The sequence below is a fragment of the Streptomyces sp. NPDC002776 genome (assembly GCF_053592195.1).
The window spans coordinates 301570-326895 of record NZ_JBSFVG010000007.1; the positions used below are offsets into that span (position 1 = coordinate 301570).

Sequence of the window (25326 nt, forward strand, 5' to 3'; positions counted from 1 at the left end):
CGCAGCCGGTCCGCCCTGCTTCCACCGAGCGCCCCCGCAGCCGCCCCTCAGGACGACTCCCGCACCACCAGCTCCGTAGGCAGCGTCAACTGCCGCTCGGCGGACGGGACCTCGCTGATCTCGTCGAGCAGGATCGCCGCCATCATCCGGCCCAGTTCCTCGACCGGCTGCCGGATCGTGGTCAGCGGCGGGTTGGTGTGGCGGGCGAGGACGGAGTCCTCGAAGCCGACGACGGCGACGTCACCCGGCACCTGCCGTCCCTGGCGGCGCAGTTCGCTCAGGGCGCTGACGGCCATCAGGTCGGACGCGGCGAAGACGGCGTCCAGATCCGGTGCACGTTCAAGAAGCGAACGCATCGCCCGGCGGCCGCCCTCCTCGGTGAAGTCGCCCACCTCGACCAGGAGTTCATCGGCCGGAACCCCCGCCTCCGCGTGGGCGGCGCGCCAGCCCTCGAGGCGGCTGCGGCCGACGTCCATGTCGAGCGCGCCGGTGATCGTGGCGATGCGGCGCCGGCCGCTGTCCAGCAGATGCCGGACGGCCGCGGCGGCGCCCCCGGCGTTGTCGGCGGTGACGTAGCTCAGCGGCTCGTTCTCGTCGCGGCGGCCCGCCAGCACCGTGGGCAGGCCCATCTCCTCCAGCATGCCGGGCAGTTGGTCGTGGGCGTGGACCGAGACCAGCAGGACGCCGTCGACCCGGCGGGTGGCCACCGACGCGGCCAGCTGGTCCCGTTCGGACTGGTCGCGGACGAGCATCAGCTGGAGCTGGGTGCGGGTCTCGGAGAGCGCGCCGCTCACGCCGCGGATCAGGGCGGCGAAGTAGGGCTCCGAGCCGAGCCGGCTCTCCGACTCGGGGATCACCAGGGCCACCGCGTTGGTGCGGTTGGTGACCAGTCCGCGGGCGACCGAGTTGGGGACGTAGTCCAGCTCCTTGATCGCGGCCAGCACCCGGGCCCGCGCGTCGGCGCTGACGAGTTCCGAGCCGTTGATGACGCGGGACACCGTGGTCCGACCCACCCCGGCACGGGCGGCGACCGTCTTGATCGTGGGACGGCGGTTCCCTGTCATGTGCTCCTCCCGGCAGCAGCCGCGGCGGCACCGGCCGCGGACGTGACCAGCGGCAATTGTGGCAGACGCGGAACGGGGGACAGCACCCCCGCCAAAGTCACGAACCGAACACCGAACCAGGGCTTCAGTCACGAATTGTTTTCAAGTTATTGACATAGCCGATCCCTGCCACGAGTCTTCCATCCACTGGTGGGCACGTTCCCACCCCTCGGTGGGAACGTGCCCACCGACAAAACGCCCCACCCCGTAGATCGCGGAACCCGCTGCTCCGGTGCGTCAGCGCCGTCGCTTGGAGGAAGAAACATGGCAACTGTTCGAAGGTCATCACGGACCAGAGCGCTCGCGGCCGTCGCGGCCACCGGCGCGCTCGCGCTCGTCGTCGGCTGCGGCGGCAACGACGACTCCGTCACCGGCGGCGGCAAGAAGGACGGCAAGGTCGTCATCACCGTGGGCCTGTACGGGGTGATGGGCTTCAAGGAGACGGGCCTGCTGGAGCAGTACGAGAAGGAGAACCCGGGCGTCGAGATCAAGGCCGAGATAGCCGGTGACGAGCAGACGTACTACACCGCGCTGCAGACCCGGCTCGCGGCCGGCAAGGGCCTGAAGGACATCCAGGGCATCGAGATCGGCCGCGCCAAGGAGATCGTCGACACCCAGGCCGACAAGTTCGCGGACTTCTCCGACGTGGCGGGCACCGACCACTTCCTGCCGTGGAAGCAGTCCCAGATCACCACCGAGGACGGCAAGGTCCTGGGCCTGGGCACCGACATCGGCCCGATGGCGGTCTGCTACCGCAAGGACTACTTCGAGCAGGCCGGCCTGCCCAGCGACCGCGACGAGGTCGCCAAGCTGTGGGAGGGCGACTGGAAGAAGTACGTCGAGGTCGGCCGCACCTTCAAGAAGGACTTCAAGGACGGTGACGTGGCGTTCATGGACGCCGCCAGCGGCCTGTTCAACGCCATGGTCTACGGCTACCCCGAGCAGTACTACGACGCCCAGGGCGAGCTGATCTACGACAAGAACCCGGCCGTCAAGGAGGCGTGGAACCTCGCCGCGGACGCCGCCGAGGACGGCCTGTCCGCCAAGCTCCGTCAGTTCCAGCCCGGTTGGGACCCCGGCCTGGCCAACGGCACGTTCGCCACGGCCGTCTGCCCGGCCTGGATGCTCGGCCACATCGGTGAGAAGGCCGGCGAGGCGAACAAGGGCAAGTGGGACGTCGCCAAGGCCCCCAAGGGCGCCAACTGGGGTGGCTCCTTCCTCGGCGTGGTCGAGCAGAGCCCGGTGAAGGAGGAGGCGAAGAAGCTCGCCGCCTGGCTGACCGCGCCGGAGCAGCAGGCGCACATCTTCGAGAAGCAGGGCAGCGTCCCGTCCTCGCAGAAGGCGCTGGAGAGCCCGGACGTCAAGAGCATCACCTCGGAGTACTTCAACAACGCCCCGATCGGTGAGATCTTCGGCGCCGCCGCCCAGGAGATCCCGGACAAGCAGGTCCTCGGCCGCAAGGACGGCACGATCAAGGACACCTTCTCCCAGGGCCTGACCCTGATCGAGCAGCAGGGCACCTCACGTGACAAGGCGTGGGAGACCACCGCGGAGCGCATCGAGAAGGCGGTCGGCTGACCCGTCGACCGCTCCGGCCGCCCGGGCCCGCCCGTCCTCGACGGCGGGCGGGCCCGGGCCCCGGCCCCTCATCCGCTCTCAGGAAGGAAATCCGGTGGCCACCTCCACCACCAAGGCCCAGGTCGGCGAGGGCCGTCGGGGTCCGACCCCGCACCCCGGCGGCGGCAAAGGCGCCGGCCGGCGCCGCGGCGCGCTGTTGCACCGCATCGACGTCAAGGGCGCGCCCTACGCCTTCGTCGCTCCGTTCTTCGTCGTGTTCGCCGCGTTCAGCTTCTACCCCCTCGTCTACACCTCCTGGATCTCCCTGCACCGGGTGGAGCTCGCCACCCTGGACCTCATGGAGTGGGTGGCGTTCGACAACTACGTCGAGCTGTGGAACGACGAGCGCTTCTGGAACGCGCTGGCCAACACCATCACCATCGGCATCATCTCCACGGTGCCGCAGCTGCTGATGGCGCTCGGGCTGGCGCACCTGCTCAACTACCGCATGCGCGGCTCGCTCTTCTTCCGGGTCGCCTCGCTCGTGCCCTACGCCACCTCGGTCGGTGCCGCCGCCCTGGTGTTCACCATGCTCTTCGAGCGTGACTTCGGCATGATCAACTGGGCGTTCGGCACGGTCGGCCTGGACCCGGTGGACTGGGAGGCCGACAAGTGGCCCGCCCAGATCGCCATCTCCACCATCGTCATCTGGCGCTGGACCGGCTACAACGCGCTGCTCTACCTCGCCGCCATGCAGGCCATCCCCGCCGACCGGTACGAGGCCGCCGCCCTCGACGGCGCCTCCCGCTGGAAGCAGTTCACCCACGTCACCGTGCCCGGGATCCGCTCCACCATCGTCTTCACCATCGTGCTCTCCACCATCGGCGCGACCCAGCTCTTCGGTGAGCCGCTGATCTTCGGCCAGGGCCCCAACGGCATCTCCGGCGGCGCCGACAACCAGTACCAGACGCTGGGCCTGCTGCTGTACGAGGAGGGCTGGAAGAACTACCAGATGGGCCGCTCGGCGACCGTCGCCTGGGCGATGTTCCTGCTGCTCGTCGTCGTCTTCGTGGCGCAGCGCCTCATCACGCGCCTGCGTGCCCGTACGTCCTGACCAGGAGTCGTCATGACCACCGAAAGCCTCCCGGTCCGGACGGACGCCCCCGCCCGGATCCCCGTCACCAAGCCCGCCGCCCGCCGCAGCCTCCGGGTGTTCCGGCCGGGCGCCGGCCGCCAGCACCACGCGGGCCCGCTCTCCTACGTCCTGCTCGGGATCGTCGCGATCGTGTCGATCTTCCCGCTGTACTGGACGATGGTGGCGGCCTCGACCGACAACACCCGCGTCAGCCAGACGCCACCGCCGTTCCTGCCCGGACCGAACCTGTTCAGCAACCTCGCCCGCGCCTGGGACGAGGCGGCCATGGGCAAGGCCATGATCAACAGCACGATCGTGGCCGGGGTGATCGCCCTGTCCACGGTGATGTTCGCGACCCTGGCCGGCTTCGCCTTCGCCAAACTCCGCTTCAAGGGCCGCAACGTCCTGCTCATGCTGGTGATCGGCACGATGATGGTGCCGCCCCAACTCGGCGTCGTACCGCTGTTCATGATGATGTCCGAGCTGGGCTGGTCGCAGCAGCTGCCCGCCGTCATCTTCCCCACCCTGGTCAGCGCCGTCGGAGTGTTCTTCATGCGGCAGTACCTCACCGAGGCGCTGCCGGACGAGCTGGTCGAGGCGGGCCGGGTGGACGGCGCGCACTCCCTGCGGATCTTCTGGAGCATCGTGCTGCCCGTCGCGCGCCCCGCGATGGCGGTCCTCTTCATGATCACCTTCGTGCACGCCTGGAACGACTTCTTCTGGCCGTTCGTGGTGCTCGACATGAGCAACCCGACCGTCCCCGTCGCCCTCACCCAGCTCAGCGCCGGTTACGTCCGCGACCAGTCCCTGATCATGGCGGGCGCGCTCCTCGGCACGCTCCCGCTGCTGGCGATGTTCATCGTCTTCGGCCGCCAGATCGTCAGCGGCATCATGGCCGGCGCGGTCAAGGGCTGACCCTCGTCCCACTCCCATCGATTCCCCCCATTTCCGAAAGGACCTCCGTGGTCACCGCAGCACGACAGCAGCCCGAGTCCGCCCCGAACGCCTCCCGCACCTTCCCGAAGGGCTTCCTCTGGGGCACCGCGACCGCCTCCTACCAGATCGAGGGGGCCGCCGGCGAGGACGGCCGCACCCCGTCCATCTGGGACACCTACGCCCGCACCCCGGGCCGGGTCCGCAACGGCGACACCGGTGACATCGCCACCGACCACTACCACCGCTGGCGCGAGGACGTCGCCCTCATGGCCGAACTCGGCGTCGGCGCCTACCGCTTCTCCCTCGCCTGGCCCCGCATCCAGCCCACCGGCCGCGGCCCCGCCGTACAGAAGGGCCTGGACTTCTACCGGCGTCTCGTCGACGACCTGCTCGACAAGGGCATCCAGCCGGTCGCCACCCTCTACCACTGGGACCTGCCCCAGGAGTTGGAGGACGCCGGCGGCTGGCCCGAACGCGCCACCGCCGAGCGGTTCGCCGAGTACGCCTCACTGGCCGCCGAAGCCCTCGGCGACCGGGTGCGCACCTGGACCACCCTGAACGAGCCCTGGTGCAGCGCCTTCCTCGGCTACGGCTCAGGCGTGCACGCCCCCGGCCGCACCGACCCGGTCGCCGCCCTGCGCGCCGCCCACCACCTCAACCTCGGCCACGGCATGGCCGTACAGGCGCTGCGCGACCGCCTGCGCGCCGACGCCCAGGTCTCGGTGACCCTCAACATCCACCACGTACGCCCGCTCACCGCGACCGAGGCCGACCTCGACGCCGCGCGCCGCATCGACGCCCTGGCCAACCGCGTCTTCACCGGCCCGATGCTGCGCGGCGCCTACCCGGAGGACCTGTTCAAGGACACCGCCACCCTGACCGACTGGTCCTTCGTGCGCGACGGTGACCTGGAGACGGCACACCAGCCGCTGGACTTCCTCGGCGTCAACTACTACTCGCCCACGCTCGTCTCGCAGGCCGACGGCAGCGGCACCCACACCTCCGACGGGCACGGCAAGAGCGCGTTCAGCCCGTGGCCGGCCGCCGACGAGGTCGCCTTCCACCAGTCACCGGGTCAGACCACCGCCATGGGCTGGGCCATCGACCCGAGCGGTCTGTACGAGCTGCTGCGCCGGCTGTCGTCCGAGTTCCCTCGGCTGCCGCTGGTCATCACCGAGAACGGCGCGGCGTTCGACGACTACGCCGACCCCGAGGGCAACGTCAACGACCCGGGCCGGATCGCCTATGTGCGCGACCACCTGGCCGCCGTGCACGACGCCCTGCGCGACGGCTCCGACGTGCGCGGGTACTTCCTGTGGTCGCTGCTGGACAACTTCGAGTGGGCGCACGGCTACAGCAAGCGCTTCGGCGCCGTCTACGTGGACTACCCGACCGGGCGGCGCATCCCCAAGGCCAGCGCCCGCTGGTACTCCCAGGTGGCGCGCACCGGCGTCCTGCCCGGCGCCTGACCCACGCCTGGCGCGGCGCCTTCCAGCCCGCCCCGCACGGGTGCCGCGTCCCGCAGCCCGTCCTCCGGCCCGGACCACCGGGCCGGAGGACGGGCTCGCGTGCGTCACTCGCCGGGGTAGCGCACGCCGGTCCGTTCGCGCACCTGGTCCAGGGTGTCCATCACGGCGAGGGTGTGGGCCGGGGGCAGCAGCGGGGACGCCGTCAGGCCCGCCCGCAGGCAGCGCATCACCTCTCGGGCCTGGTGCCCGTAGCCGTGTCCTTCCTGCTGTGCGGCGGTCACGGTCCGGGGCTCGTGGCCGTCGCGGTGCAGCACGAAGGAACGGGGGTTGTAGAAGTCGGCCGGTATCTCGATGCGGCCGGTGGTGCCGTACACCGTCGCCCGGTGCTCGTCCTGCGCGAGCAGCGAGCACGTCAGGACGGCCATCGCGCCGTCCCGGTAGCCGAGCAGGATGCCCGTCTGCTCGTCGACACCGCGCGGCGAGAGCCGGGCGTGGGCGGTGACCGTCTCCGGGGCGCCGAGGATCAGGTGGGCGAAGGAGACGGGGTAGGTGCCCAGGTCCAGCAGGGCGCCGCCGCCGGCCGCGGGGTCCCACAGGCGGTGGTCCTGGGGCGCGTCCACGCGGGCGCCGAAGTCGGCGTGCAGGGCGCGGACCTCGCCGATGGCCCCCTCGGCCACCAGCTCCGCGATGCGCAGGACGGCCGGGTTGAGGCAGGTCCACATCGCCTCCATCACGAACAGGCCCTGCTTCTCGGCCAGTCCGGTCAGTTGGCGGGCCTGCCGGCCGCTGAGGGCGAACGGCTTCTCGCACAGCACCGGCTTGCCGGCCTCCAGACAGGCCGTCGCGGCGGCGACATGCTGGGCGTGGGGGGTGGCGACGTAGACGACGTCGACCTCCGGGTCGGCGGCCAGCTCCCGCCAGCTGCCGTGGGCGCGGGGGATGCCGAACCGGGCCGCGAACGCCTGCGCGGACTCGGCCGACCGGGACCCGACCGCGGTGACCCGGGCGTCCGGCAGTCGCAGCAGATCCTCGGTGAAGGCGGCGGCCATGCCTCCGGTGGCCAGGACACCCCAACGGACGGGCTGATCGCTCACGTGCTTCTCCTGTTCAGCGGTGCTCGCGTACACCCCGCACTCTATGGGCACGTTCCCACCGGGTGTGTCCCGGCACCGTCAATTCGATGAGCTGACGGTTCATCACATTGCGGGAGGCGAGTTGTGGCCGTACGGGGGTACTCGCGCTGTCGGGAGCGTCGAGCGCTGAAGAAGAATGAACGGGCGGAGGGGTGTATGAACGGCAAGCATTTCGAACCGGGCGGGAAGAACCGTGCGACCAGCGGGCTGGAACCGTTGTCCTTGACGGTGCACCAGGTGGTGGGGGAGTCCAGGGCTCCGCTGCAGGCTGAGTTCTCCTACGATCCGGCCGACCCGCTGTTCGTGACCCTGGTCTTCAGGCCGGCGGGGGAGCCCGCGGTGACCTGGCAGATCAGCCGTGACCTGCTGGTGGAGGGACTGTCGGAGCCCAGCGGCATCGGCGATGTGCGGATCCGGCCGACGCGGTACGGCGCCCTGGTGCGGGTGCGCCTGCAGGAGCACGGCGCCACGGCCCAGTTCGACGTCGGCCTGCCCGAGCTCCAGGAGTGGCTGACCCGGACGTGCGCGCTGGTGCCGATCGGCACGGAACTGCGTGACGTCGACTGGGACGCCGTCACCCGGGAGCTGCTCGGCGGCTCGTGAGCCGGCGGATCGGGATGGACCGGCTGACGGGGTGGCACCGCTGGGTCGGTTTCGGCGCCGGCTCCGGTACGAGGTGTGGCACGGACTGCACCTGCTGCTCTACGTCGCCTGGGGCTGGCGTTCGTGCACAGTTGCAGGAGACGACGGTCTCGGTGTACGGCACCGGACGGCACCTCGACCGGTTCCCCGCCCTTGCCGGGCAGTTCTGCATCTGGCGCTTCCCCGGACAGAACCACTGGTGGACCGCCAACCCCTTCTCCCTGTCGGCGGCGCCGGGCGGACAGGGACGTCGTCGTGCTGTACCGGGTGCGCAGCGAGGCCGAGGCCGTGCTGCTGAACGAGGTGCGCCATCTGGTCGCCCAGCGGGGCGGACGGTTGCACCTGCTCGCCGGCCGGACCGGTGAGCAGGGCGTCCCGCCGTTCGGCCCGAGCGCCAGGTGCACGCCGAGCGGTTCGGCATGGCCTGACCCGGGAGCGGCCCGGCGCCCCCGTCACCTCCGCGTCGGCTGCTCCACGCGCAGCGGAGCGTCGGTGTGCGCGGCGATCTCCTCCACCGTGACCCCGGGGGCGGTCTCGACCAGGGCGATGCCGTCCGGGGTGATGTCCAGGACCCCGAGGTCGGTGATGACGCGGTGGACGCACCGTTCCCCGGTGAGGGGGAGGGTGCATTCCTCGAGGAGCTTGGGGCTGCCGTCCTTGGCGGTGTGCTCCATCAGGACGATGACCCGGCGTGCGCCGTGCACGAGGTCCATCGCCCCGCCCATGCCCTTGACCATCTTCCCGGGGATCATCCAGTTGGCCAGGTCTCCTCGCTGCGAGACCTGCATGGCGCCCAGGACGGCGGTGTCGATGTGCCCGCCGCGGATCATGCCGAAGGAGAGCGCGGAGTCGAAGAAGCTCGCTCCGGGCAGGACGGTGACGGTCTCCTTGCCCGCGTTGATGAGGTCGGGGTCGACCTCCGGCTCGGTGGGGTAGGGGCCGGTGCCGAGGATGCCGTTCTCGGAGTGCAGGACGACGTGCACGCCGGGCGGGAGGTGGCCGGGGATGAGGGTGGGCAGGCCGATGCCCAGGTTGACGTAGGAGCCGTCGGTGAGTTCGGCGGCGGCGCGGGCGGCCATCTGGTCGCGGGTCCAGGCCATCAGGAACGTACCGTCCTCTTCTCGATCTGCTTGTCGGCGGCTTCCTCGGCGGTCAGCACCGTGACCCGCTGGACGTAGATGCCGGGCACATGGACCTCGTTCGGGTTCAGGTCGCCCGGCTCGACGGGTTCCTCCACCTCGGCGATCGTGACGCGGCCCGCCATCGCGGCCAGGGGATTGAAGTTGGCGGCGGCCCGGCGGAAGCAGAGGTTGCCGTGGCGGTCGCCGCGCCAGGCGCGGACGAGGGCGAAGTCGGTGGTGATGCCGTGCTCCAGGACGTGCGGGCGGCCGGCGAACTCGCGGGTCTCCTTGGGCGGGGAGGCCACGGTGACCGAGCCGTCGGGGGCGTAGCGCCAGGGCAGACCGCCGTGCGCGACCGCGGTGCCGACACCGGCGGGGGTGTAGAAGGCCGGGATGCCGGCGCCGCCCGCGCGCAGCCGCTCGGCCAGCGTGCCCTGCGGGACCAGTTCGACCTCGAGCTCGCCGGAGAGGTACTGGCGGGCGAACTCCCGGTTCTCACCGACGTAGGAGCCGGTCACCCGCGCGATGCGGCCGGCGGCGAGCAGGACGCCGAGGCCGCGGCCGTCCACGCCGCAGTTGTTGGAGATGATCTCCAGGCGGCCGGCGCCCTGGGCGTGCAGGGCGCGGATGAGGGTCTCGGGCACGCCGCTGAGGCCGAAGCCGCCGACGGCCAGCGAGGCGCCGTCCGGGATGTCGGCGACCGCCTCGGTGGCGCTCGGGCGGACCTTGTTCATGCGGGGGAGTCCTTTCGGGGAGTCGCGCCGGGCAGCACGGGGCCGGCCGCCGTCGACGACGAGATGGGCGCCCGTGATGTACGTGGCCGCGTCAGGGCGGCCGAGGCGGCCGAGCGGGATGTGGCGGCCGACGGCGCGCATCGGAGGCTCGTCGGCGCAGAGATCGGCGAAGAGACCGGCGCGGGACCCGGGGTGCCGAGCATGCCGGGGCTGACGCCATTGGCGCGGATGCCGTGCGGGACTCCTTCGGCGGCGAGTTGCCGGGTCGGCGCGAGCCGGTCGGCGAGCGAGCCGGTGAGTCCCGTCGTGGAGCCGACGGTGCGGATGCAACCGCGGCTGCGGGCCAGGTGCGGCCAGGCGGCCAGCCGCACCGAGTCCGGTTCCGCGCGCAGCGCCGCGGCCCGGCCCTGGCCGCGGGCGGTCCCGGAGATCAGGGCCACGTCGCCGTTGCGCCGCGTCATGCCCGGTTCTCCGCGAGGAGGGCATCCGAGACGGACTTCACGCCGCCGTGTGCGGTCAGGCCGCCGTCCACGGGGATCTCGGCGCCGGTGATGAAGGACGACTGGTCCGACAGCAGGAAGACGACGAGCGGGGCGATCTCGTGGACGGTGCCGGTGCGGCCCAGGGGTGTCTCGCGGATGTTGGCCTCGCGGAAGGACGGGGCGGCGGAGGCGGTCATCTCGGTCTCGATGTAACCGGGGTGGATGGTGTTGACGCGGATGCCGCGCGGTCCGAGGTCGAGGGCCGCGGTCTTCGACAGCCCGCGCAGGGCCCACTTGCTCGTCGTATAGGCGACCGGGTAGTGCGCCGTGAGGGCCGCAGAGGAGCCGACGTTGACGATGGAGGAGCCGGGCGGCATGAGCGGGCTCAGGTGCTGGATGCCGAGCAGTGGGCCGGTGACGTTGACGGCGTGGACGCGTGCCATGTCCTCGGCACGCACATCGGCGATGCGGGCACGCCAGGTGACGCCGGCGTTGTTGACCAGGCCGTGGACCCGCCCGTACGCCTCCTTGAGCTCGGCGGCGAGGGCGGCCCACTCCGTCTCGCTGGTGACGTCGAGGCGGCGGCAGCCGTCGCCGGGCTCCACGTCGGTGGCGATGACACGGGCCCCCTCCCGCACCAGGGCCTCCGCCTCGGCGGCGCCCTGTCCGCGGGCCGCGCCGGTGACCACGACGACCTTGCCGGCCAGCCGCTTGGGGTGCAGGTCGTTCACGGCCGCTCCCGGGGCCGGCGCCTGCCGGTCGGCAGGGGGACGGGGTCGGCGCCGGGGACGACGGTGTTGGAGACCGAGCCGATGCCCTCGACGGTGAGCGTGACGGTGTCGCCGGGCTTGAGCGGCGGCGGCGTCTTCTCGCCGCGTACGCCCCACAGTTCGGCGAGGCAACCGCCGTGACCGCAGGTGCCGGAGCCCAGGACGTCGCCGGGCATGACCCGGGTGCCCCGGGAGGCGTAGGCCACCATCTCCTCGAACGTCCAGCTCATGTTGGACAGCAGGTCCTCGCCCACGATCTCGCCGTTGACCTCGGCGGTGAGCGCGAGCCGCAGGAAGCCCTCGTCGTCCCGGTACCGGTCCAGCTCGTCGGCGGTGACCAGGACGGGGCCGAGGGTGGTGGCGGTGTCCTTGCCCTTGCAGGGGCCGAGGCCCACCTTCATCTCGGCGGACTGGAGGTCGCGGGCGGACCAGTCGTTGAAGACGGTGTAGCCGATGATGTGCTCGCGTGCCTGCTCGGGGGTGAGGTCGCGGCCTTCGCGGCCGATGACGGCGGCGACTTCCAGCTCGAAGTCGAGCACCGCGGAGCCGGGCGGCATCGGGATGTCGTCGCCCGACGCGTAGATGGCGTGCGGGTTGGTGAAGTAGAAGGTGGGCGCGGCGTACCACTGCTCGGGCACCCCGCCGGTGCCCTCCACCGACCGGCGCACGCCCTCGACGTGTTCCTCGAAGGTGACGAAGTCGCGTACGGAGGCGGGTTGCAGCGGTGGCAGCAGGCGCACCTGGGAGATGTGCGGGCCGGGCGGCACGTCGAGGGTGGCGGCGCCGAGGTCGAGGAGTGCGCCGGTTCCGTCCCCGGCGGCGATGACCTCGGTGAGCGAGCGCACCCCGGGTACCGGGTACAGCACTCCCTGGTCGTCGACGACCGCCAGGCGGCGCCGGTCGTGGTGTTCGTAGGCGGCGAAGCGCATGGGCAGCTCCTGGCTGGGGCCGGTCCCGGGGCGCGGCGCGAGCGTGACAGGGCTGCGGCCGCACCCCGGGGCAGGGGGGTGGGATCAGACCGGCGGGGCGATGAAGCAGCCGCGGTCGGGGTCGTTGAAGGACTCCTTGGCGATGAGTTCGTTCATCGGGTTGGCGGTGCCCCACTGGTCGGTGACCTCGGGCTGGGAGAAGTCGTAGACGTGCGGGTGCCAGGTGTCCTCGTCCAGGCACTCCAGCTCGGTCGTGTACTCGACCGTGTTGCCGTGCGGGTCGAGGAAGTAGGTGAAGGTGTTGTCACCGGCCATGTGGCGGCCGGGGCCCCAGATCTTCTTGAACCCGGCGCGCATGACACGGCCCGAGCCGCGCATGTACTCGTCGATGCCGCGCATCTCGAAGGAGACGTGGTGCAGGGCGGTGTGCGGGCCCTTCGCCAGCGCCATCGAGTGGTGCTGGCTGGAGATCCGCATGAAGTGCATGACCTCGCCCATGTGCGGGGAGCTGAGCGTGTCGGAGAGGCGGAAGCCGAGGTGCCGCTCGTACCAGTCCTTGGTGCGGTCCAGGTCGGGGGAGTTGAGGACGACGTGGGACAGCTTGACCGGGATGGACTCCTTCTCCTCGATCTTGCGGTGCCGGCGCACCTCCACGTCGGCGGAGACCTCGATGGTGCGGCCGTCCACGTCGAAGAAGCGGAAGCCGTAACCGCCTCCGGGGGTGTCGACCTTGCCCGGCTGCGTGATCAACTGCACGCCGCCCGCGAGGAGTTGCTCGGCGAGGGTGTCGACGTCGGCCGGCGTGGCGGCGCCGTAGGAGACCAGGTCGAGACGCTTCTCCTCGGCCTTGCGCAGCCGGATCACGTACTGCTCGGGCGATCCCTCGGCGGCGAGGAAGGAGATGCCGGAGTCCTCGGCGACCTTGGTCAGGCCCCAGACGCCGGCGTAGAAGTCGAGCTGCTTGTCGTAGTCGGGCACGGCCAGGTCGACGTGGCGCAGATGGGTGAGCAGGCGCATGGTGGTCAGTCCTTCCGGAGGAGGGCGATGGCGTTGCCGCCGCGTACGGCCTCGAAGTCGGCCTCGGGCAGCTGGGCGGCGCGCAGTGCGCCGAGGGGGTCCCGCGTGCCCATGTCGAAGGGGAAGTCGGAGCCGAGCAGGACCTGGCCGGGGCCCGCGGCCCGCACCAGCTCGCGCAGGATGGCCGGGTCGTGGACGAGGGAGTCGAAGTACAGGCGCTTGAGGTAGCTGCTGGGCGGGTGCGCGCAGCCGGCGCCCGCGTCGGAGCGGGCGGACCAGGCGTGGTCGGAGCGGCCGATGTGGGTGGGCAGATAGCCGCCGCCGTGAGCGGCGAGCACCTTCAGCCCGGGGTGGCGGTCGAGCACTCCCGAGAAGATCAGATGGGACAGGGCGACGGCGTTCTCGGTGGGCTGGCCGACCGTGTTGGACAGGTACCACCGGTCCAGGCGCTCGTCGAGCGTGCAGCCGAAGGGGTGCAGGAAGACGATCGCGCCCGTCTCCTCGGCGCGCGACCACAGCGGCTCGTACGCCGGGTCGGACAGTTCCCGGCCCGGGGCGTGGCTGGAGATCTCCACCCCGGCCAGGCCCTGCTCCAGGGCGTGGTCGAGCGCGCGGACCGTGTGCTGCGGGTGTTGCAGCGGCACCAGCCCGAGGCCGTGCAGCCGGTCGGGGGCGGCCGAACAGTGCGCGGCGGTCGTCTCGTTGGCGAGCCGGTACAGCTTCTCGGCGGTCCCCTCGTCCGTCCAGTAGTGGTAGTGGGAGGGGGAGGGGCTGACGAGCTGGATGTCCACACCCTGCGCGTCCATCGCGGCCAGCCGGGCGGTCACGTCGGTGAGCAGGGGGATGCGCTCGCCCACCATGGGGCCGCTGACCGCGAGGGCGGCGGGGCCGTTGCGGCGGGCGTCGAGCGCCTTCGCCTCCGCGAGTCCCGGCAGGTCGGCCACCAGCGCCTCGACCTCGGGCAGCAGCACGTGGGCGTGCACGTCGACGGTGGGACAGGTGCGGGCGCCGGGTGACTGGGGGGCGGTCACGGCAGCTCCCTGAGCATGGTCATGGTGCGGCCCATCAGGCCGGGTACGTCCGCGTCGCGCACCCCGTCGAGCTGCCACTGCCCGATCTGTACGGACGCCTCCACGACCGGCCGCACCCGCGTGATCCGCCGCTCGTAGTACGTCTGGAACAGCGCGTCGTCCCACTCCTCGCCGCTGGTCAGCAGCTGGGCGAGGACCCAGGCGTCCTCCAGCGACAGGGCCGCGCCCTGGGCCAGGGTCGGCGGGCAGCAGTGGGCGGCGTCACCGACGAGGACGACCCGGCCGCGGTGCCAGGATCCCTCGACCAACAGGCGGTCGAACCAGGTGTAGTTGACCTGCGCCGGGTCGGTGATGTGCGCGGTGATCTCCGGCCAGCAGCCGCCGTAGGCCGAGGCCAGGCGCCGCATCTCCTCGGCGTAGGTCTCCGGCGGGATCGAGGACCGGTCGCGGTTGGCCTCGACGACATAGGCGTACAGCGTCGTGTCGCTGGTCGGGCAGTAGCCGGCGATGTAGGCGGGGCCGCCGTAGGCGAGGTCGGTGCGGGTCACGCCGGCCGGGCGGGGAGCGGCGACGCGCCAGATGGCCATGCCGGTGGGTTCGGGCTTGGCGGTGATGCCGACGGCCGCGCGGGTGGCGGAGCCGAGGCCGTCCGCGCCGATCACCAGGTCGTAGCGGCCCTCGCTGCCGTCGGTGAAGCGTACGGTCACTCCGTCGTCGTCCGTGTCCAGGGACTCGGCGCGCACTCCGAGGCGCACACCGGCGCCCGTGGCGCGGACGGCGTCGATGAGGATGCGCTGGAGGTGGGGGCGCTGCATGCCGACGGTGGCGGGCAGGTCGTCGCCGCCGGTGCGGATGTCGCGGGCGACGTGCAGGACCGTGCCGTCGGGGGCGGTGATGCCGACCGAGCCGAAACCGAAGCCGGATGCCTTGACCTGGTCCCACACGCCCAGTTCGCGCAGTACGCGAAGGGCGTTGCCCTGGAGGGTGATGCCGGATCCGGCGGTGGCGTTCCAGTCGTCCTTGGCCTCGATCAGGTCCACGGCGAGACCGGCACGCCGCAGCAGGATCGTCACGGCGTTGCCGGCGGCGCCACCACCGATCACCAGGACCGTGCGGGCTGTGCTCATGGGGGAACTCCCTTGTTCCGCTGGTTACTTGACGGCGATGGGGTTGATGGGTGAGCCGACGGCGCCGGTGATGGGCAGGGGAGCGGCGGTGAGCCAGAAGTCGTAGGTGCCGTCGGCCGCGCAGTCCTCGGCGAGGGCTTCCAGGTCCCACATCTCGCCGATGAGGAGGCCGATGTTGGGGATGGCGACCTGGTGCAGCGGCTGGAAGGCGTCGTCGAACTCGTTGGGCCGTACCTCGAAGCCCCAGGTGTCGGTGGCGATCGCGGCGATCTCGGTGCCGTGCAGCCAGCCCGCGGTGGTGAAGGACAGGCCCGGCGCGGGGCCGCCCGCGTACTCGCCCCACCCCTCGCGCCGTACGCGTGCCAGCTGGCCGGTGCGCACCAGCACGATGTCCCCGCGGCCGACGCTCACTCCGTGCGCCTCGGCGGCCGTCGTCAGATGCTCCTCGGTGATGGCGAACCCGTCGGCCAGCTCGCCGTCGGTGCCGATGACCCGGCCCACGTCCAGCAGCACTCCGCGCCCGGCGACGTGCGGGGCCATGTGCTCGATACCGGTGACGAGGTCGCCGTCGGAGGTGACGACCCGCTCGGCCGGGCGGCCGTTCCAGGCCTTGCCGTGGTCGAAGATGTGCCCGAGGCCGTCCCACTGGGTGGAGCACTGCAGCGGCATGGCGATCACGTCGTCGGCGCCGCCGATGCCGTGCGGGAAGCCCTGGTGGCCGAGGGCGGCGTCGGTGCCGGTGTCCAGCATGGTGTGGACCGGGTTGGTGCGCCGGCGCCAGCCCTTTTGCGGGCCGTTCATGTCGAAGCGCTGGGACAGCGAGAAGCTGACGCCGCGCCGGACGAGCGCTGCGCCCTCGCGGCGTTTGCCCTCGTCGAGGAAGTTCAGGGTGCCGAGGACGTCGTCCTCGCCCCAACGGCCCCAGTTGGAGTACGACTTGGCGGCCTCGGCGATGGCGCCCTCGGGGTCGTGCCGGTTCATGCCGTCTCCCCGACGCAGCGGGTGCGCTGGACGCCGAGTCCCGTGACGGAACCCTCCATGACGTCGCCGTCGCGCAGCAGCCGGCCCCAGTGCATGCCGTTGCCGGCGGGGCTGCCGGTGAGGACGAGGTCCCCCGGCAGCAGACGGGCGCTTTGGGAGGCGTAGGACACCATCCGGGCGACCTTGAAGATCATGTCCTTGGTGGACTCGTCCTGCATGGTGTCGCCGTTGAGCTTGAGCGTCAGGCGCAGGTCGTCCGGGTCGGCGACCGACTCGGCGGGCACGATCCACGGCCCGAGCGGGGTGAAGCCGGGCGCGTTCTTGCTGCGCAGCCAGTCGGTGCCGATCTGCGGCATGTCCCGACGGAAGACGGTCGCCCGGTCGGTCAGGTCGTTGGCGATGGTGTAGCCCGCGATGTGCGCCGCCGCCTCCGCCACGGACACCTGGTAGGCGGGCCGGCCGATCACGACCGCCACCTCCAGTTCCCAGTCCGGCTGCTCGGCCCAGGCGGGCAGGACGACGTCGTCGTAGGGGCCGGTGATCGCGCTGGGCAGGCCGATGAACACGTACGGCAGGTCCTCGGCGGCCCGCCGGTCCATGATCTCCGCGGCTTCCGCCCGCCGTTCGGCCTCGGGCCGGTCGTCGCCGGGGGCGCGGTGGGCGACGTGCAGGTCGATGACGTGCTGACGGTAGTTGGCGCCGGACTGGAAGACCTGGCGGGGTGCGACCGGGGCGTGCACGCGCAGGTCGGTGACGGGGGTGCGGTCGGTGCCGGGGTCGGCGGCCAGGGCGCGCAGCCTCGGCAGGAGGGCCTCCCAGTCGTCCAGTACGTCGAGCATGGTGAGCCGTTCATCGCCCAGGACGGACCGGAGATCGAGGGCGGTCCCGTCGGGGGTGACGAGGGCGGGAAAGCGGGGCCCGTCCGGGGCCGAGAGGGTGGCGAGGGCGAAGGGTCCGGCGAAGAGCGCGGACGCGGTGTCAGGTTTCACGGACATGTCCTCCTGATGGCGATGCGACTAATCTGGACCTCGCACCCACGATCAGGGAAATAGATTCTGTGGATGACTGGCATCCACCCGATGGATTCCGCCCTGGTCGACGCCGTACCGCACAGGACCGCAGAGGAAAACCGATGAACCTGGCCCGGCTGGATCTCAATCTCGTCGTCGCCCTGCGCGCCCTGCTGGAGGAGCGCAACGTCACCCGTGCCGGGCAGCGCGTCGGCCTCAGCCAGCCCGCCATGAGCGCCGCCCTCGCACGGCTGCGCCGCCACTTCGACGACGACCTGCTCGCCCGCGTCGGCGGCCACTACGAGCTGACCGCGCTCGGCCAGGTGCTCCTGGACCGCACCTCCACCGCCTACGACGTGCTGGAACGGCTCTTCGCCAGCCAGGCGGACTTCGACCCGGCGAAGGAGAACCGCGAATTCAGGCTGGTGGCCTCCGACTACGCGGTGGCGGTCTTCGGCACCGAACTGGCCCGTGTCATCCACGAGGAGGCGCCCGGGATCCGGCTGCGCTTCTCCCAGACCCCGACGACCGTGGTCGACGACACCGCCACCCTGCTGAGCGCCACCGACGGCCTGTTCATGCCGCACGGCGTCATCAGCGACTTCCCCGCCACCGACCTCTACGACGACCGCTGGGTCTTCCTCGTGGCACGCGACCACCCGAGCGTGGACGACCGGCTCACCCGCAAGGACCTGGCCCGGCTGCCCTGGGTGACGTACCAGCGGACCTACGACGCCCCCGCGGTGCGCCAGCTCGGCATGCTCGGGATCGAACCGCGCGTCGAGGTCTCCGTCGACAGCTTCCAGCTGCTGCCGCTGCTGGTCGCCGGGACCCGGCGGATCGCCCTGGTGCAGGCGCGGATGGCCCGCATGATGGAACCCGTCGCCGCGGTGCGGGTGGTGGAGCCGCCCTACGAGGCGGTGCCGCTGCGTGAGGCGCTGTGGTGGCACCCGGTCCACACGCACGACGCGGCGCACATCTGGCTGCGCGAGACGGCCGCCCGCGTCGGCGCGCGCCTGGGGCCCGAGGGCTGAGCCGGTGGCCGCTCAAGGGAGGGCGGCTCGTGAAGGCGCACCGCCATCCATCCGCTGGATCGATCCCATCGGCAACTTGGATGGCGCGAGGGCTGGGCAGAGCGATACCCGGAACGCATAGTCGTGGGACACCGCCGCGCCCGTACGCCGCCTGCCGGAGCCGTCACACCTCCGGCCCGTCCCCGCCGCGGTGCCCTCCTTCCCCGCGTCCCCCGGAGTGCCGCCATGCCCGCTTCCGCCGCCCTGCCCACCCACGAACGCACAGGAAGCGGCGGCCTGTTGGGCAGGCTGCCCGTCGTGCTGCTGATGGCCGGGAGCTGCCTTCCGATCCTCGGCGCCGTGCTGATCGCGCCCGTCCTGCCGCGCATCGAGGACCACTTCGCGCACGTCGCCGGCAGCGCCGCCCTGGTCCCGCTCGTCCTGACCGTCCCGGCCCTCTCCCTGGCCGTGCTCGCGCCGTTCGCGGGGGTGCTCGTCGACCGGCTCGGCCGCAAGCGGCTGCTGGTCGCCGCCACCGCGCTGTACGCCGTGTTCGGCACCGCGCCGCTGTGGCTGGACTCGCTGCACGCCATCCTGGTCAGCCGCGTCCTGGTGGGCATCGTCGAAGCGGCCATCATGACCTGCTGCACGACACTGATCGGTGACTACTACGAAGGCCGGGTGCGCGACCGCTACCTCGCGCTCCAGACGATGTGCGCGTCGGCGTCCGCCACCGTCTTCTTCGCCGTCGGCGGCGCCCTGGGCTCGGTCGGCTGGCGGGCGCCCTTCTGGCTGTACGCGGTCGGCCTGCTGCTCGCCCCGGTGATGGCCTGGGCGCTGCCCGCCCCGGGCCCGGTCCCCGCCACGGCCCTGGAGCCGGCCCCCGCGGAGGAGCGGCGCCCCTTCCCCGTCCGGCGCATGGCGGGCATCTGCCTGCTGACCGTCTTCGGTGCCGCCGTCTTCTACACCGTGCCCGTGGAGATGTCCTTCCTCATGGACGACCTGGGCGTGCAGTCCACCGCAATGGTGGGCGCGGTCACCGCGCTCGCCAGTGCGGCCACCGTCCTCGGGTCGGTCATCTTCACCAAGCTCGGCGACCACACCCGCCGCCGTCTTCCCGCTCTGTTCCTGCTGTGCGCGGTGGGCTTCCTGCTGATGGGCGCGACCGACCACCTCGCGCTGCTCATCATCGGCGCCGTCGTCAACTGCGTGGGCACCGGGCTGCTGCTGCCGTCGCTGCTGACGCTGGCGCTGTCCCGGCTCGACTTCGCCGATCGCGGCCGGGGCACCGGCCTGTGGACGGCGGCCTTCTTCCTCGGCGAGTTCCTCTGCCCGCTCGCGCTCCTCGCCGCACAGGGCATGCTGGGCACCCTGGCCTCGGCGGTCCTGCTGCTCGGCCTGCTGACCTTGCTGATGTCGGCCGCGCTGATGCTGCTGACCCCGCGCGCACCGAAGGCACCTCCGCAGCATGCCGGTGTACAGGCCTGACCGGGCCGGCTCACCGGGTGGTCGTCCGCATGGTGGACCTGCGGACGACCAGTTCCGGTTGCAGGACGACATGGGCGTGTTCGTGACCGGAGTGACCGGAGCCCTCCGCCGTGTCCTGCAGCAGCAGGCGGCCGGCCTCGCGGCCCAGCGCGACGGCTGGCCGCCGCACGGAGGTGAGCGGTACGACGGCGGACGCCGCGAACTCGATGTCGTCGTAGCCCATCACCGCGATGTCGTCCGGCACCCTCAGGCCCGCTTCGTAGAGCGCCTGCAGCACCCCGAGGGCGAGCAGGTCGTTGGCGCAGAACACGGCGGTGGGCCGCTGCGCGAGCCCCAGGATGCGGTGACCGGCGTCCTTCCCGGCGCTGACGGTGAGCGCCGGGCAGGGCAGATCCCGCAGGACCGTCGCGGGAAGACCGGCCAGGCCGACGGCGATCGCCGCGCCCCGGCGCCGGTCGCGTACCTGCTGGAGACGGTCGGGTCCGCTGACGTAGCCGATCGAGCGGTGTCCTTGCTGGAGCAGATGGTGCACGGCGGCCCGGCCGCCGGCCACGTCGTCGATGCCGACCGAACACGCGCCCGGCTGGGGGGCGTTCTGGTCCGCGATGACGAAGGGCACGTCGTTGCGGCGGAAGGCGGCGACAGTACGACCCGCACCCTCGCCCGCGGCCAGGACGGCGCCGCGGATCTGGTGCGAGGTGATCAGCGACAGATGGCGTGCCTCGTCGGCCGGTCCCCGACCGGCGGTGCCCACCATGATGCCGAGGTCCGCCTCGCCCGCGGCCTGCTCCACACCGGCGGCCAGCGCGGTGAAGAAGGGATTGGCCAGGTCCAGCACCAGCACCGCCACCAGCCGGGACGTGAACCCGCGCAGCTGACGGGCGCCTTCGGACCGGACGTAGCCGAGGGCGTCGATGACGTCCAGGACACGTTGCCTCGTCGGCTCGGCGACGATCTCGGGGCGGTTGAGGACGTTGGAGACCGTGCCGAGGGAGACGTCGGCCTGCCTCGCCACGTCCTTGATGCCCACTCTGCGCCGCGCCCCGTCCCCGCGGGCGGCCGAGGTGCGGTGATGGCTCGCGCGCCGGGCCGCGGGAACGGCGGGCACTCCCCGCTCCACCGTCTACCGGCCCTGTGCCTCGGCCGTGCTGGCCCGCACGACGAGGCGTGGCGTCATGGTGGTGCGGATGGCCCGGTCGCGTTTGCCCTCGACCCGTTCGATGAGCATCCGCGCGGCTGCCGAGCCCATCGTGTGCCCGGCCTGGTCGACGCTGGTCAACTGCACCGGCGCCAGGGCGGCGAGGGCGGTGTTGTTGTAGCCGACGAGGGAGAGGTCGCCGGGGATGCGCAGGCCGAGTTCGTGGGCCGCGCGGTAGATGCCCAGGGCCGCGACGTCGGCGCCGGTCATGATGGCCGTGGGGGGCCGTTCCGCGGTGAGCAGGGTGAGACCGGCCTTGAAACCGCCGTCGTCGGAGTAGGCGGCGTAGTGCACCTGGGCGTGGTCCGCGAGGCCGTGCCGCTCCATTGCCTCCAGGTATCCGGTGGCGAGCACGATCTCCGGGGTGCGTTTCCACTGGCCGGCCTTGGCGCCCGGGGCCGAGACCAGGGCGATGTCCCGGTGGCCGAGGGTGACCAGGTGGTCCACCACCAGGCCGGCGCCCACGTCGTCGGCGTCGACGACGGAATCGTGACCGGCGTCGGCGTCGTGATGCCCGATCACGACCGTGGGCGTGGACGCGGCGGTGGCGAGCACTTCCGGCCGGGGGGTGCCGGGCGCGATGAGGATCAGCCCGTCCATCTGGCGGTCCACCATGGACCGGATGGTGCGGGCCTGGTCCTGCGGGTCGAAGCCGGCCGCTCCGATCAGCACCGTGTAGTCGGTGCTGCTGAGTTCGTCGCGGATGCCGTCCAGGATGTCGGCGAAGAAGGCGTTGCGGACGTTGTCCAGCAGCACCCCGATCGTGTACGTCCGGCCGCGCATGCCGCGTGCGGCGGCGTGCGGGCGGTAGCCGAGTGCGGAGATGGACGCCTGCACCTTCTCGTGCATCGCGGGGCTCACGCCGTAGGCGTTGTTGAGCACCTTGGACACCGCCGCGGTGGAGACTCCCGCGTGCCGGGCGACATCGGTGATGGTCACCCGCTTGTTCTGCCTGGGTCCCGCGGCCCCGTCCATCGTCAGCACTCCGGATCTCGTAGTCGTTGGTGTAACGGTTTACAGGATGTCATAGGTGTGACGTCAAGTCTCCTGCCGACGAATCCGGTGTTACAGCTCCGTGTCTTGACGAAGTCGGGCGGCGAGTGCAGGGTGTTGCCCACTCGCTTCGGAGAACGTTTTACGAACCCTCGCACGGCGCGGCTCTCAGATGCCCCCGGCGCCGTTCTTCCGTTCCTCGCCTGACGTCTCGCTTCCCTCTCCAACCCACTGGGAGTCACCCGTGTCGATTCGCATGTCCTCCGCTCGGCGTACGCGGCTGAGCCTGCTCACGGCCGGCGCCGCGTCGATGGCGCTGCTGGTCACCGCCTGCGGCGGCAGCGGGGGTGGTACCGCGTCCGCGCCGAGCAACTTCAGCTACCTCAGCGTCACCGAGAACACCACGGTCAAGACGGCCCTGACCACCATGTCCGAGGGAGCGTGCAAGTCGGCGAACGACGAGCTGCCCCTGAAGGTGGAGACCGTGCCGCAGAGCAGCCTGGACCAGCGGCTGCAACTGCTGGCCGGGCAGAACGCCCTGCCGGTCCAGTTCGCCGCGGGCAACGCCCCCGCGCTCACCCAGAAGCTCGCCAAGTCGGGGCACGTGGCGGACCTGGAGGCCGAGCTGAAGAAGCTGGGCGTCCTCGACCAGCTCGAGCCGGCTGCCGTCTCCACCATCAAGGCGCTGTACGGCGGAAAGCTCCAGGTGCTGCCGTACGAGTACAACATCGAGGGGATCTTCTACAACAAGGAGCTCTTCGACCAGCACGGCCTGAAGGTGCCCGGCACCTGGGACGAACTGACCGCCGCCGCCGCGAAGCTGGAGGCCAAGGGCGTCCAGCCGTTCTCCGCCTCCGGTCAGCAGGGCTGGCCCCTGACCCGGCTGATCAGCGGCTACCTCTACCGCAGTCTCGGCCCCGACGTCCTGCAGAAGGTCGCCGACGGCACCGCGAAGCTGACCGACCCCGAGTACGTCAAGGCCGCCGAGGAGATCGCCGAGCTGGGCAAGAAGGGCTGGTTCGGCAAGGGCGTCGGCTCCATCGACTACGACACCGCGATGAACCAGTTCCTGACCGGCGAGGCCGCCATGTTCTACATGGGCAGCTGGGCGCTGGCGAACATCGCCGACGACAAGCAGAACGAGGTCGGTGCCGAGAACGTCGGCTTCATGCCCTTCCCCGCCGTCGCCGGCGGCAAGGGCTCGGTCGACCAGTACCCCTCCAACGTCGGCCTCGGCATCGCGCTGGGCGCCAAGTCCTTCGACAAGAAGACCGGCGACTGGGTCACCTGCATCACGGAGAACTACGGCAGCACCGCGCTGAAGGACCACGGCGCCATCTCCGGCTTCAAGGTGAACACCCCGGTCAAGGACGCCAACGAGGTCACCACCCAGGTCCGCGACACGATCAGCGCCTCCCAGCAGAACGTGCTGTGGTTCGAGGCCCTGTTCAGCACCAAGGCCACGACGGTCAGCCAGACCAACGCCGCGAGCCTCATCGGCGGCAGCATGAGCGCGAAGCAGTTCATGCAGACCGTCCAGGACGCTCTCGGCGCCCAGTAGTCCGGCCGGGGCGGCGCACACCCGGCCGCGCCGCCCCGCCTCCGACCCGGCACCTCCCCCTCAACGCCATCGAAGTGGATACCACCCATGCACCGCGTACTCGGTGACCGCAGGGCCATCGCGATCCTGCTCGGTCCCGCACTCGTCGTCTACTCACTGATCATGCTGGTCCCCATGGTGTGGTCGCTGGGCTACTCCTTCACCAAGGGCAACTCCATCGACGGCTTCACCGGCAACGGCGTCGCCAACTTCTCCCGCCTCTTCTCGGACCCGGCCGTCCACGACGCCTTGTGGTTCACCCTCAAGTACGCCGCCGTCGTCACCGTCGGCCAGGTCGTCGCCGGCTACCTGCTGGCGCTGCTGTACGTCTTCTTCCTCAAGCGGGCCTCGGCGCTGGTCCGCACCCTGGTGTTCTTCCCGGTGGTGCTGCCCACGGTCGCGGTCGGCCTGCTCTTCCAGAAGTTCTTCCAGGTCGCCCCGCAGACCGGACCGGTCAACTCACTGCTCAACGCGGTCGGGATGGACTCGATCGACTTCTTCGGCAGCGCGGGACACGCCTTCTGGGTGCTGATCGTCATGGACATCTGGCGCTCGATGGGCTTCTACGCCGTGCTCCTCTTCGCCGGCCTGGTCGACATCCCCGACGAGATCCTGGAGTCGGCCCGCCTCGACGGAGCGTCCGGGCTGCGGCTGATCCGGCACATCGTGCTGCCCCTGTCCCTGCCCGTGCTGATGTCGTCGCTGATCTTCAGCATCAACGGCACGCTCAAGGTCTTCGACTCCATCGTGGCCCTGACCAACGGCGGACCGGGCACCGGCACCACCCCGCTGACCCTGTACATGTTCCAGACGTCGTTCACCTACAGCGACTACGGCTACGGCAGCACGATCGCCCTGCTGCTGACCGTGGTGTGCCTGCTGGTGAGCCTGGTCGTCTACCGCGTCTCGCGGCGCGACCTCACGGAGGGCTGAACCCATGGCCGTCGAAACACCGCTGAAGACCTCCGCCCGCCGGGCCGGCCGCGGACCGTCCGCCGCCACCGGACGCCCCCGCAGGCGCCCGCGGGTGAGCAAGGTGTGGGTGAAGGTCGTCGTCGCACTGCTGCTGGTCGTCGAGATCTATCCGCTCGTGTGGATGTTCCTCACCTCGCTGAAGTCCAACAGCGACTACCTGAACAACTCCACCTGGAGCCTGCCGACCACCTGGGAGTGGGCCAACTACTCCGAGGCCTGGACCACCGGCAACATCGGCCTGTACGTCCGCAACAGCCTGCTCGCCGTCGGCCCGGCGCTCGCGCTGATCCTGCTGCTGGGCACGGCCGCCGGCTTCGCCCTCCAGGTCATGGTGTGGAAGGGCCGCAGCCTGACCTTGGTGATCTTCCTGGCGGGCATGATGGTGCCGCCGCAGATGATCCTGCTGCCGCTGTTCACCGTGTACTTCCAGACCGGCCTGTCCGGCACTCTGTGGCCGCTGATCCTCACCTACACCGGCATCGGTCTGCCGCTCACCGTGTTCATGATGGCCACGTACTACCGGGCCGTCCCGCGGGAGATGTTCGAGGCCGCCACGCTCGACGGCGCGGGAATCCTGCGCTCCTTCTGGACCATCAGCGTCCCCATGGTCCGCAACGCCCTGCTGACGGTCGGACTGGTCGAGTTCTTCTTCATCTGGAACGACCTGCTGATCGCCCTCACCTTCACCAACAGCCAGGATCTGCGCACCGTCCAGGTCGGCCTGCTCAACTTCACCGGTGACTTCGGCGCTACCCAGTACGGCCCGCTGTTCGCCGCGATCTGCATCAACGTCTTCGGCACCCTCCTGATCTACCTCTTCCTCAACCAGAAGGTCATGAAGGGCCTCACCTCCGGAGCGCTCAAGGGCTGACGCCCGGCCCC

24 protein-coding genes are annotated in these 25326 nt (G+C 71.1%); 10 read left to right on the forward strand and 14 right to left on the reverse strand.

Features of this window, described 5'->3' with window-relative positions; all coding sequences use genetic code 11:
* Window positions 1-47: 47 nt before the first annotated feature.
* Window positions 48-1064, reverse strand: a complete 1017-nt coding sequence (locus ACWD11_RS17450) for a LacI family DNA-binding transcriptional regulator (RefSeq protein WP_451283863.1) — start codon at window positions 1062-1064, stop codon at window positions 48-50.
* 303 nt (window positions 1065-1367) lie between these two features.
* Between ACWD11_RS17450 and ACWD11_RS17455 the strand changes: the two genes are divergently transcribed.
* From ACWD11_RS17455 to ACWD11_RS17470, 4 genes are all read left to right on the forward strand, one after another.
* Complete coding sequence (locus tag ACWD11_RS17455; protein ID WP_389417337.1) at window positions 1368-2681, forward strand: ABC transporter substrate-binding protein; 1314 nt, start codon at window positions 1368-1370, stop codon at window positions 2679-2681.
* Window positions 2682-2775: 94 nt separating this feature from the next.
* Window positions 2776-3774: a carbohydrate ABC transporter permease gene (locus ACWD11_RS17460; RefSeq protein WP_389417338.1), complete on the forward strand. Its 999-nt coding sequence runs from the start codon at window positions 2776-2778 to the stop codon at window positions 3772-3774.
* A gap of 12 nt (window positions 3775-3786) precedes the next feature.
* Window positions 3787-4710, forward strand: coding sequence for a carbohydrate ABC transporter permease (locus ACWD11_RS17465; protein WP_389417339.1), 924 nt, complete (start codon window positions 3787-3789; stop codon window positions 4708-4710).
* Window positions 4711-4757: 47 nt separating this feature from the next.
* A complete protein-coding gene (locus ACWD11_RS17470) occupies window positions 4758-6200 on the forward strand; it encodes a GH1 family beta-glucosidase (RefSeq protein WP_451283865.1) in 1443 nt (480 codons plus the stop codon).
* Between the two features lie 104 nt (window positions 6201-6304).
* On the opposite strand, the gene ACWD11_RS17475 is transcribed toward ACWD11_RS17470, so the two are convergent.
* On the reverse strand, window positions 6305-7294 hold the full coding sequence (locus ACWD11_RS17475) for a Gfo/Idh/MocA family protein (RefSeq protein WP_451283867.1): 990 nt from the start codon (window positions 7292-7294) through the stop codon (window positions 6305-6307).
* Window positions 7295-7489: 195 nt separating this feature from the next.
* Between ACWD11_RS17475 and ACWD11_RS17480 the strand changes: the two genes are divergently transcribed.
* A complete protein-coding gene (locus tag ACWD11_RS17480) occupies window positions 7490-7936 on the forward strand; it encodes an SsgA family sporulation/cell division regulator (RefSeq protein ID WP_389417342.1) in 447 nt (148 codons plus the stop codon).
* Between the two features lie 491 nt (window positions 7937-8427).
* Here the strand turns inward: ACWD11_RS17480 and ACWD11_RS17485 are convergent, their stop codons facing one another.
* The 10 genes from ACWD11_RS17485 to ACWD11_RS17530 all read right to left on the reverse strand — a co-directional run bounded on the left by ACWD11_RS17485 (window position 8428) and on the right by ACWD11_RS17530 (window position 17162).
* Window positions 8428-9075, reverse strand: coding sequence for a CoA transferase subunit B (locus ACWD11_RS17485; protein ID WP_389417343.1), 648 nt, complete (start codon window positions 9073-9075; stop codon window positions 8428-8430).
* Entirely contained in the window at window positions 9075-9830 is a 756-nt protein-coding gene (locus ACWD11_RS17490) for a CoA transferase subunit A (RefSeq protein ID WP_451283870.1), read from the reverse strand. Before ACWD11_RS17490 ends, ACWD11_RS17485 begins: the two co-directional genes overlap by 1 nt.
* On the reverse strand, window positions 9827-10291 hold the full coding sequence (locus tag ACWD11_RS17495) for a hypothetical protein (protein WP_451283872.1): 465 nt from the start codon (window positions 10289-10291) through the stop codon (window positions 9827-9829). Before ACWD11_RS17495 ends, ACWD11_RS17490 begins: the two co-directional genes overlap by 4 nt.
* Window positions 10288-11043, reverse strand: coding sequence for an SDR family NAD(P)-dependent oxidoreductase (locus tag ACWD11_RS17500; RefSeq protein ID WP_451283874.1), 756 nt, complete (start codon window positions 11041-11043; stop codon window positions 10288-10290). The genes ACWD11_RS17495 and ACWD11_RS17500 overlap by 4 nt, the downstream gene beginning before the upstream one ends.
* Window positions 11040-12011 (reverse strand): fumarylacetoacetate hydrolase family protein, encoded by a 972-nt coding sequence (locus ACWD11_RS17505; protein ID WP_451283876.1) that lies wholly within the window; start codon window positions 12009-12011, stop codon window positions 11040-11042. The genes ACWD11_RS17500 and ACWD11_RS17505 overlap by 4 nt, the downstream gene beginning before the upstream one ends.
* Window positions 12012-12095: 84 nt before the next feature.
* Window positions 12096-13028, reverse strand: coding sequence for a VOC family protein (locus tag ACWD11_RS17510; RefSeq protein ID WP_389417348.1), 933 nt, complete (start codon window positions 13026-13028; stop codon window positions 12096-12098).
* Window positions 13029-13033: 5 nt separating this feature from the next.
* Window positions 13034-14059: an amidohydrolase family protein gene (locus ACWD11_RS17515; RefSeq protein ID WP_451283878.1), complete on the reverse strand. Its 1026-nt coding sequence runs from the start codon at window positions 14057-14059 to the stop codon at window positions 13034-13036.
* Window positions 14056-15186, reverse strand: coding sequence for an FAD-dependent oxidoreductase (locus tag ACWD11_RS17520; RefSeq protein WP_451283880.1), 1131 nt, complete (start codon window positions 15184-15186; stop codon window positions 14056-14058). Before ACWD11_RS17520 ends, ACWD11_RS17515 begins: the two co-directional genes overlap by 4 nt.
* Window positions 15187-15210: 24 nt before the next feature.
* Complete coding sequence (locus tag ACWD11_RS17525; protein WP_451283882.1) at window positions 15211-16167, reverse strand: cyclase family protein; 957 nt, start codon at window positions 16165-16167, stop codon at window positions 15211-15213.
* Window positions 16164-17162: a fumarylacetoacetate hydrolase family protein gene (locus ACWD11_RS17530; RefSeq protein WP_451283883.1), complete on the reverse strand. Its 999-nt coding sequence runs from the start codon at window positions 17160-17162 to the stop codon at window positions 16164-16166. Before ACWD11_RS17530 ends, ACWD11_RS17525 begins: the two co-directional genes overlap by 4 nt.
* 137 nt (window positions 17163-17299) lie before the next feature.
* Between ACWD11_RS17530 and ACWD11_RS17535 the strand changes: the two genes are divergently transcribed.
* The gene (locus ACWD11_RS17535) at window positions 17300-18211 is read left to right on the forward strand and encodes a LysR family transcriptional regulator (RefSeq protein ID WP_389417353.1); all 912 of its coding nucleotides are present in this window, start codon (window positions 17300-17302) and stop codon (window positions 18209-18211) included.
* Between the two features lie 225 nt (window positions 18212-18436).
* On the forward strand, window positions 18437-19678 hold the full coding sequence (locus ACWD11_RS17540) for an MFS transporter (protein ID WP_451283885.1): 1242 nt from the start codon (window positions 18437-18439) through the stop codon (window positions 19676-19678).
* 10 nt (window positions 19679-19688) lie between these two features.
* Here the strand turns inward: ACWD11_RS17540 and ACWD11_RS17545 are convergent, their stop codons facing one another.
* Together ACWD11_RS17545 and ACWD11_RS17550 are read right to left on the reverse strand one after the other, a co-directional pair.
* Window positions 19689-20708 (reverse strand): LacI family DNA-binding transcriptional regulator, encoded by a 1020-nt coding sequence (locus ACWD11_RS17545; RefSeq protein ID WP_451283944.1) that lies wholly within the window; start codon window positions 20706-20708, stop codon window positions 19689-19691.
* Window positions 20709-20801: 93 nt separating this feature from the next.
* Window positions 20802-21851 (reverse strand): LacI family DNA-binding transcriptional regulator, encoded by a 1050-nt coding sequence (locus ACWD11_RS17550; RefSeq protein WP_451283946.1) that lies wholly within the window; start codon window positions 21849-21851, stop codon window positions 20802-20804.
* A 262-nt stretch (window positions 21852-22113) separates the two neighbouring features.
* On the opposite strand from ACWD11_RS17550, the gene ACWD11_RS17555 reads away from it, so the two are divergent.
* The 3 genes from ACWD11_RS17555 (at window position 22114) to ACWD11_RS17565 (ending at window position 25315) form a co-directional block, all read left to right on the forward strand.
* Window positions 22114-23430, forward strand: a complete 1317-nt coding sequence (locus ACWD11_RS17555) for an ABC transporter substrate-binding protein (protein WP_451283887.1) — start codon at window positions 22114-22116, stop codon at window positions 23428-23430.
* Between the two features lie 87 nt (window positions 23431-23517).
* Window positions 23518-24402 carry a carbohydrate ABC transporter permease gene (locus ACWD11_RS17560; protein ID WP_389417357.1) on the forward strand — a complete coding sequence of 295 codons (885 nt, stop codon included), beginning with the start codon at window positions 23518-23520 and terminating at the stop codon, window positions 24400-24402.
* Between the two features lie 4 nt (window positions 24403-24406).
* Complete coding sequence (locus ACWD11_RS17565; protein ID WP_451283889.1) at window positions 24407-25315, forward strand: carbohydrate ABC transporter permease; 909 nt, start codon at window positions 24407-24409, stop codon at window positions 25313-25315.
* Window positions 25316-25326 lie beyond the last annotated feature (11 nt).

Excerpts from the sequence above, each read along its gene's own strand:
- ACWD11_RS17495 (WP_451283872.1), bottom strand. The coding sequence starts at position 10,291 with ATGACGCGGCGCAACGGCGACGTGGCCCTGATCTCCGGGACCGCCCGC.
- ACWD11_RS17480 (WP_389417342.1), top strand. The coding sequence starts at position 7,490 with ATGAACGGCAAGCATTTCGAACCGGGCGGGAAGAACCGTGCGACCAGC.
- ACWD11_RS17565 (WP_451283889.1), top strand. The coding sequence starts at position 24,407 with ATGGCCGTCGAAACACCGCTGAAGACCTCCGCCCGCCGGGCCGGCCGC.
- ACWD11_RS17530 (WP_451283883.1), bottom strand. The coding sequence starts at position 17,162 with ATGTCCGTGAAACCTGACACCGCGTCCGCGCTCTTCGCCGGACCCTTC.
- ACWD11_RS17450 (WP_451283863.1), bottom strand. The coding sequence starts at position 1,064 with ATGACAGGGAACCGCCGTCCCACGATCAAGACGGTCGCCGCCCGTGCC.
- ACWD11_RS17550 (WP_451283946.1), bottom strand. The coding sequence starts at position 21,851 with ATGGACGGGGCCGCGGGACCCAGGCAGAACAAGCGGGTGACCATCACC.
- ACWD11_RS17560 (WP_389417357.1), top strand. The coding sequence starts at position 23,518 with ATGCACCGCGTACTCGGTGACCGCAGGGCCATCGCGATCCTGCTCGGT.
- ACWD11_RS17510 (WP_389417348.1), bottom strand. The coding sequence starts at position 13,028 with ATGCGCCTGCTCACCCATCTGCGCCACGTCGACCTGGCCGTGCCCGAC.
- ACWD11_RS17525 (WP_451283882.1), bottom strand. The coding sequence starts at position 16,167 with ATGAACCGGCACGACCCCGAGGGCGCCATCGCCGAGGCCGCCAAGTCG.
- ACWD11_RS17465 (WP_389417339.1), top strand. The coding sequence starts at position 3,787 with ATGACCACCGAAAGCCTCCCGGTCCGGACGGACGCCCCCGCCCGGATC.
- ACWD11_RS17455 (WP_389417337.1), top strand. The coding sequence starts at position 1,368 with ATGGCAACTGTTCGAAGGTCATCACGGACCAGAGCGCTCGCGGCCGTC.
- ACWD11_RS17520 (WP_451283880.1), bottom strand. The coding sequence starts at position 15,186 with ATGAGCACAGCCCGCACGGTCCTGGTGATCGGTGGTGGCGCCGCCGGC.
- ACWD11_RS17485 (WP_389417343.1), bottom strand. The coding sequence starts at position 9,075 with ATGGCCTGGACCCGCGACCAGATGGCCGCCCGCGCCGCCGCCGAACTC.
- ACWD11_RS17505 (WP_451283876.1), bottom strand. The coding sequence starts at position 12,011 with ATGCGCTTCGCCGCCTACGAACACCACGACCGGCGCCGCCTGGCGGTC.
- ACWD11_RS17535 (WP_389417353.1), top strand. The coding sequence starts at position 17,300 with ATGAACCTGGCCCGGCTGGATCTCAATCTCGTCGTCGCCCTGCGCGCC.
- ACWD11_RS17540 (WP_451283885.1), top strand. The coding sequence starts at position 18,437 with ATGCCCGCTTCCGCCGCCCTGCCCACCCACGAACGCACAGGAAGCGGC.
- ACWD11_RS17490 (WP_451283870.1), bottom strand. The coding sequence starts at position 9,830 with ATGAACAAGGTCCGCCCGAGCGCCACCGAGGCGGTCGCCGACATCCCG.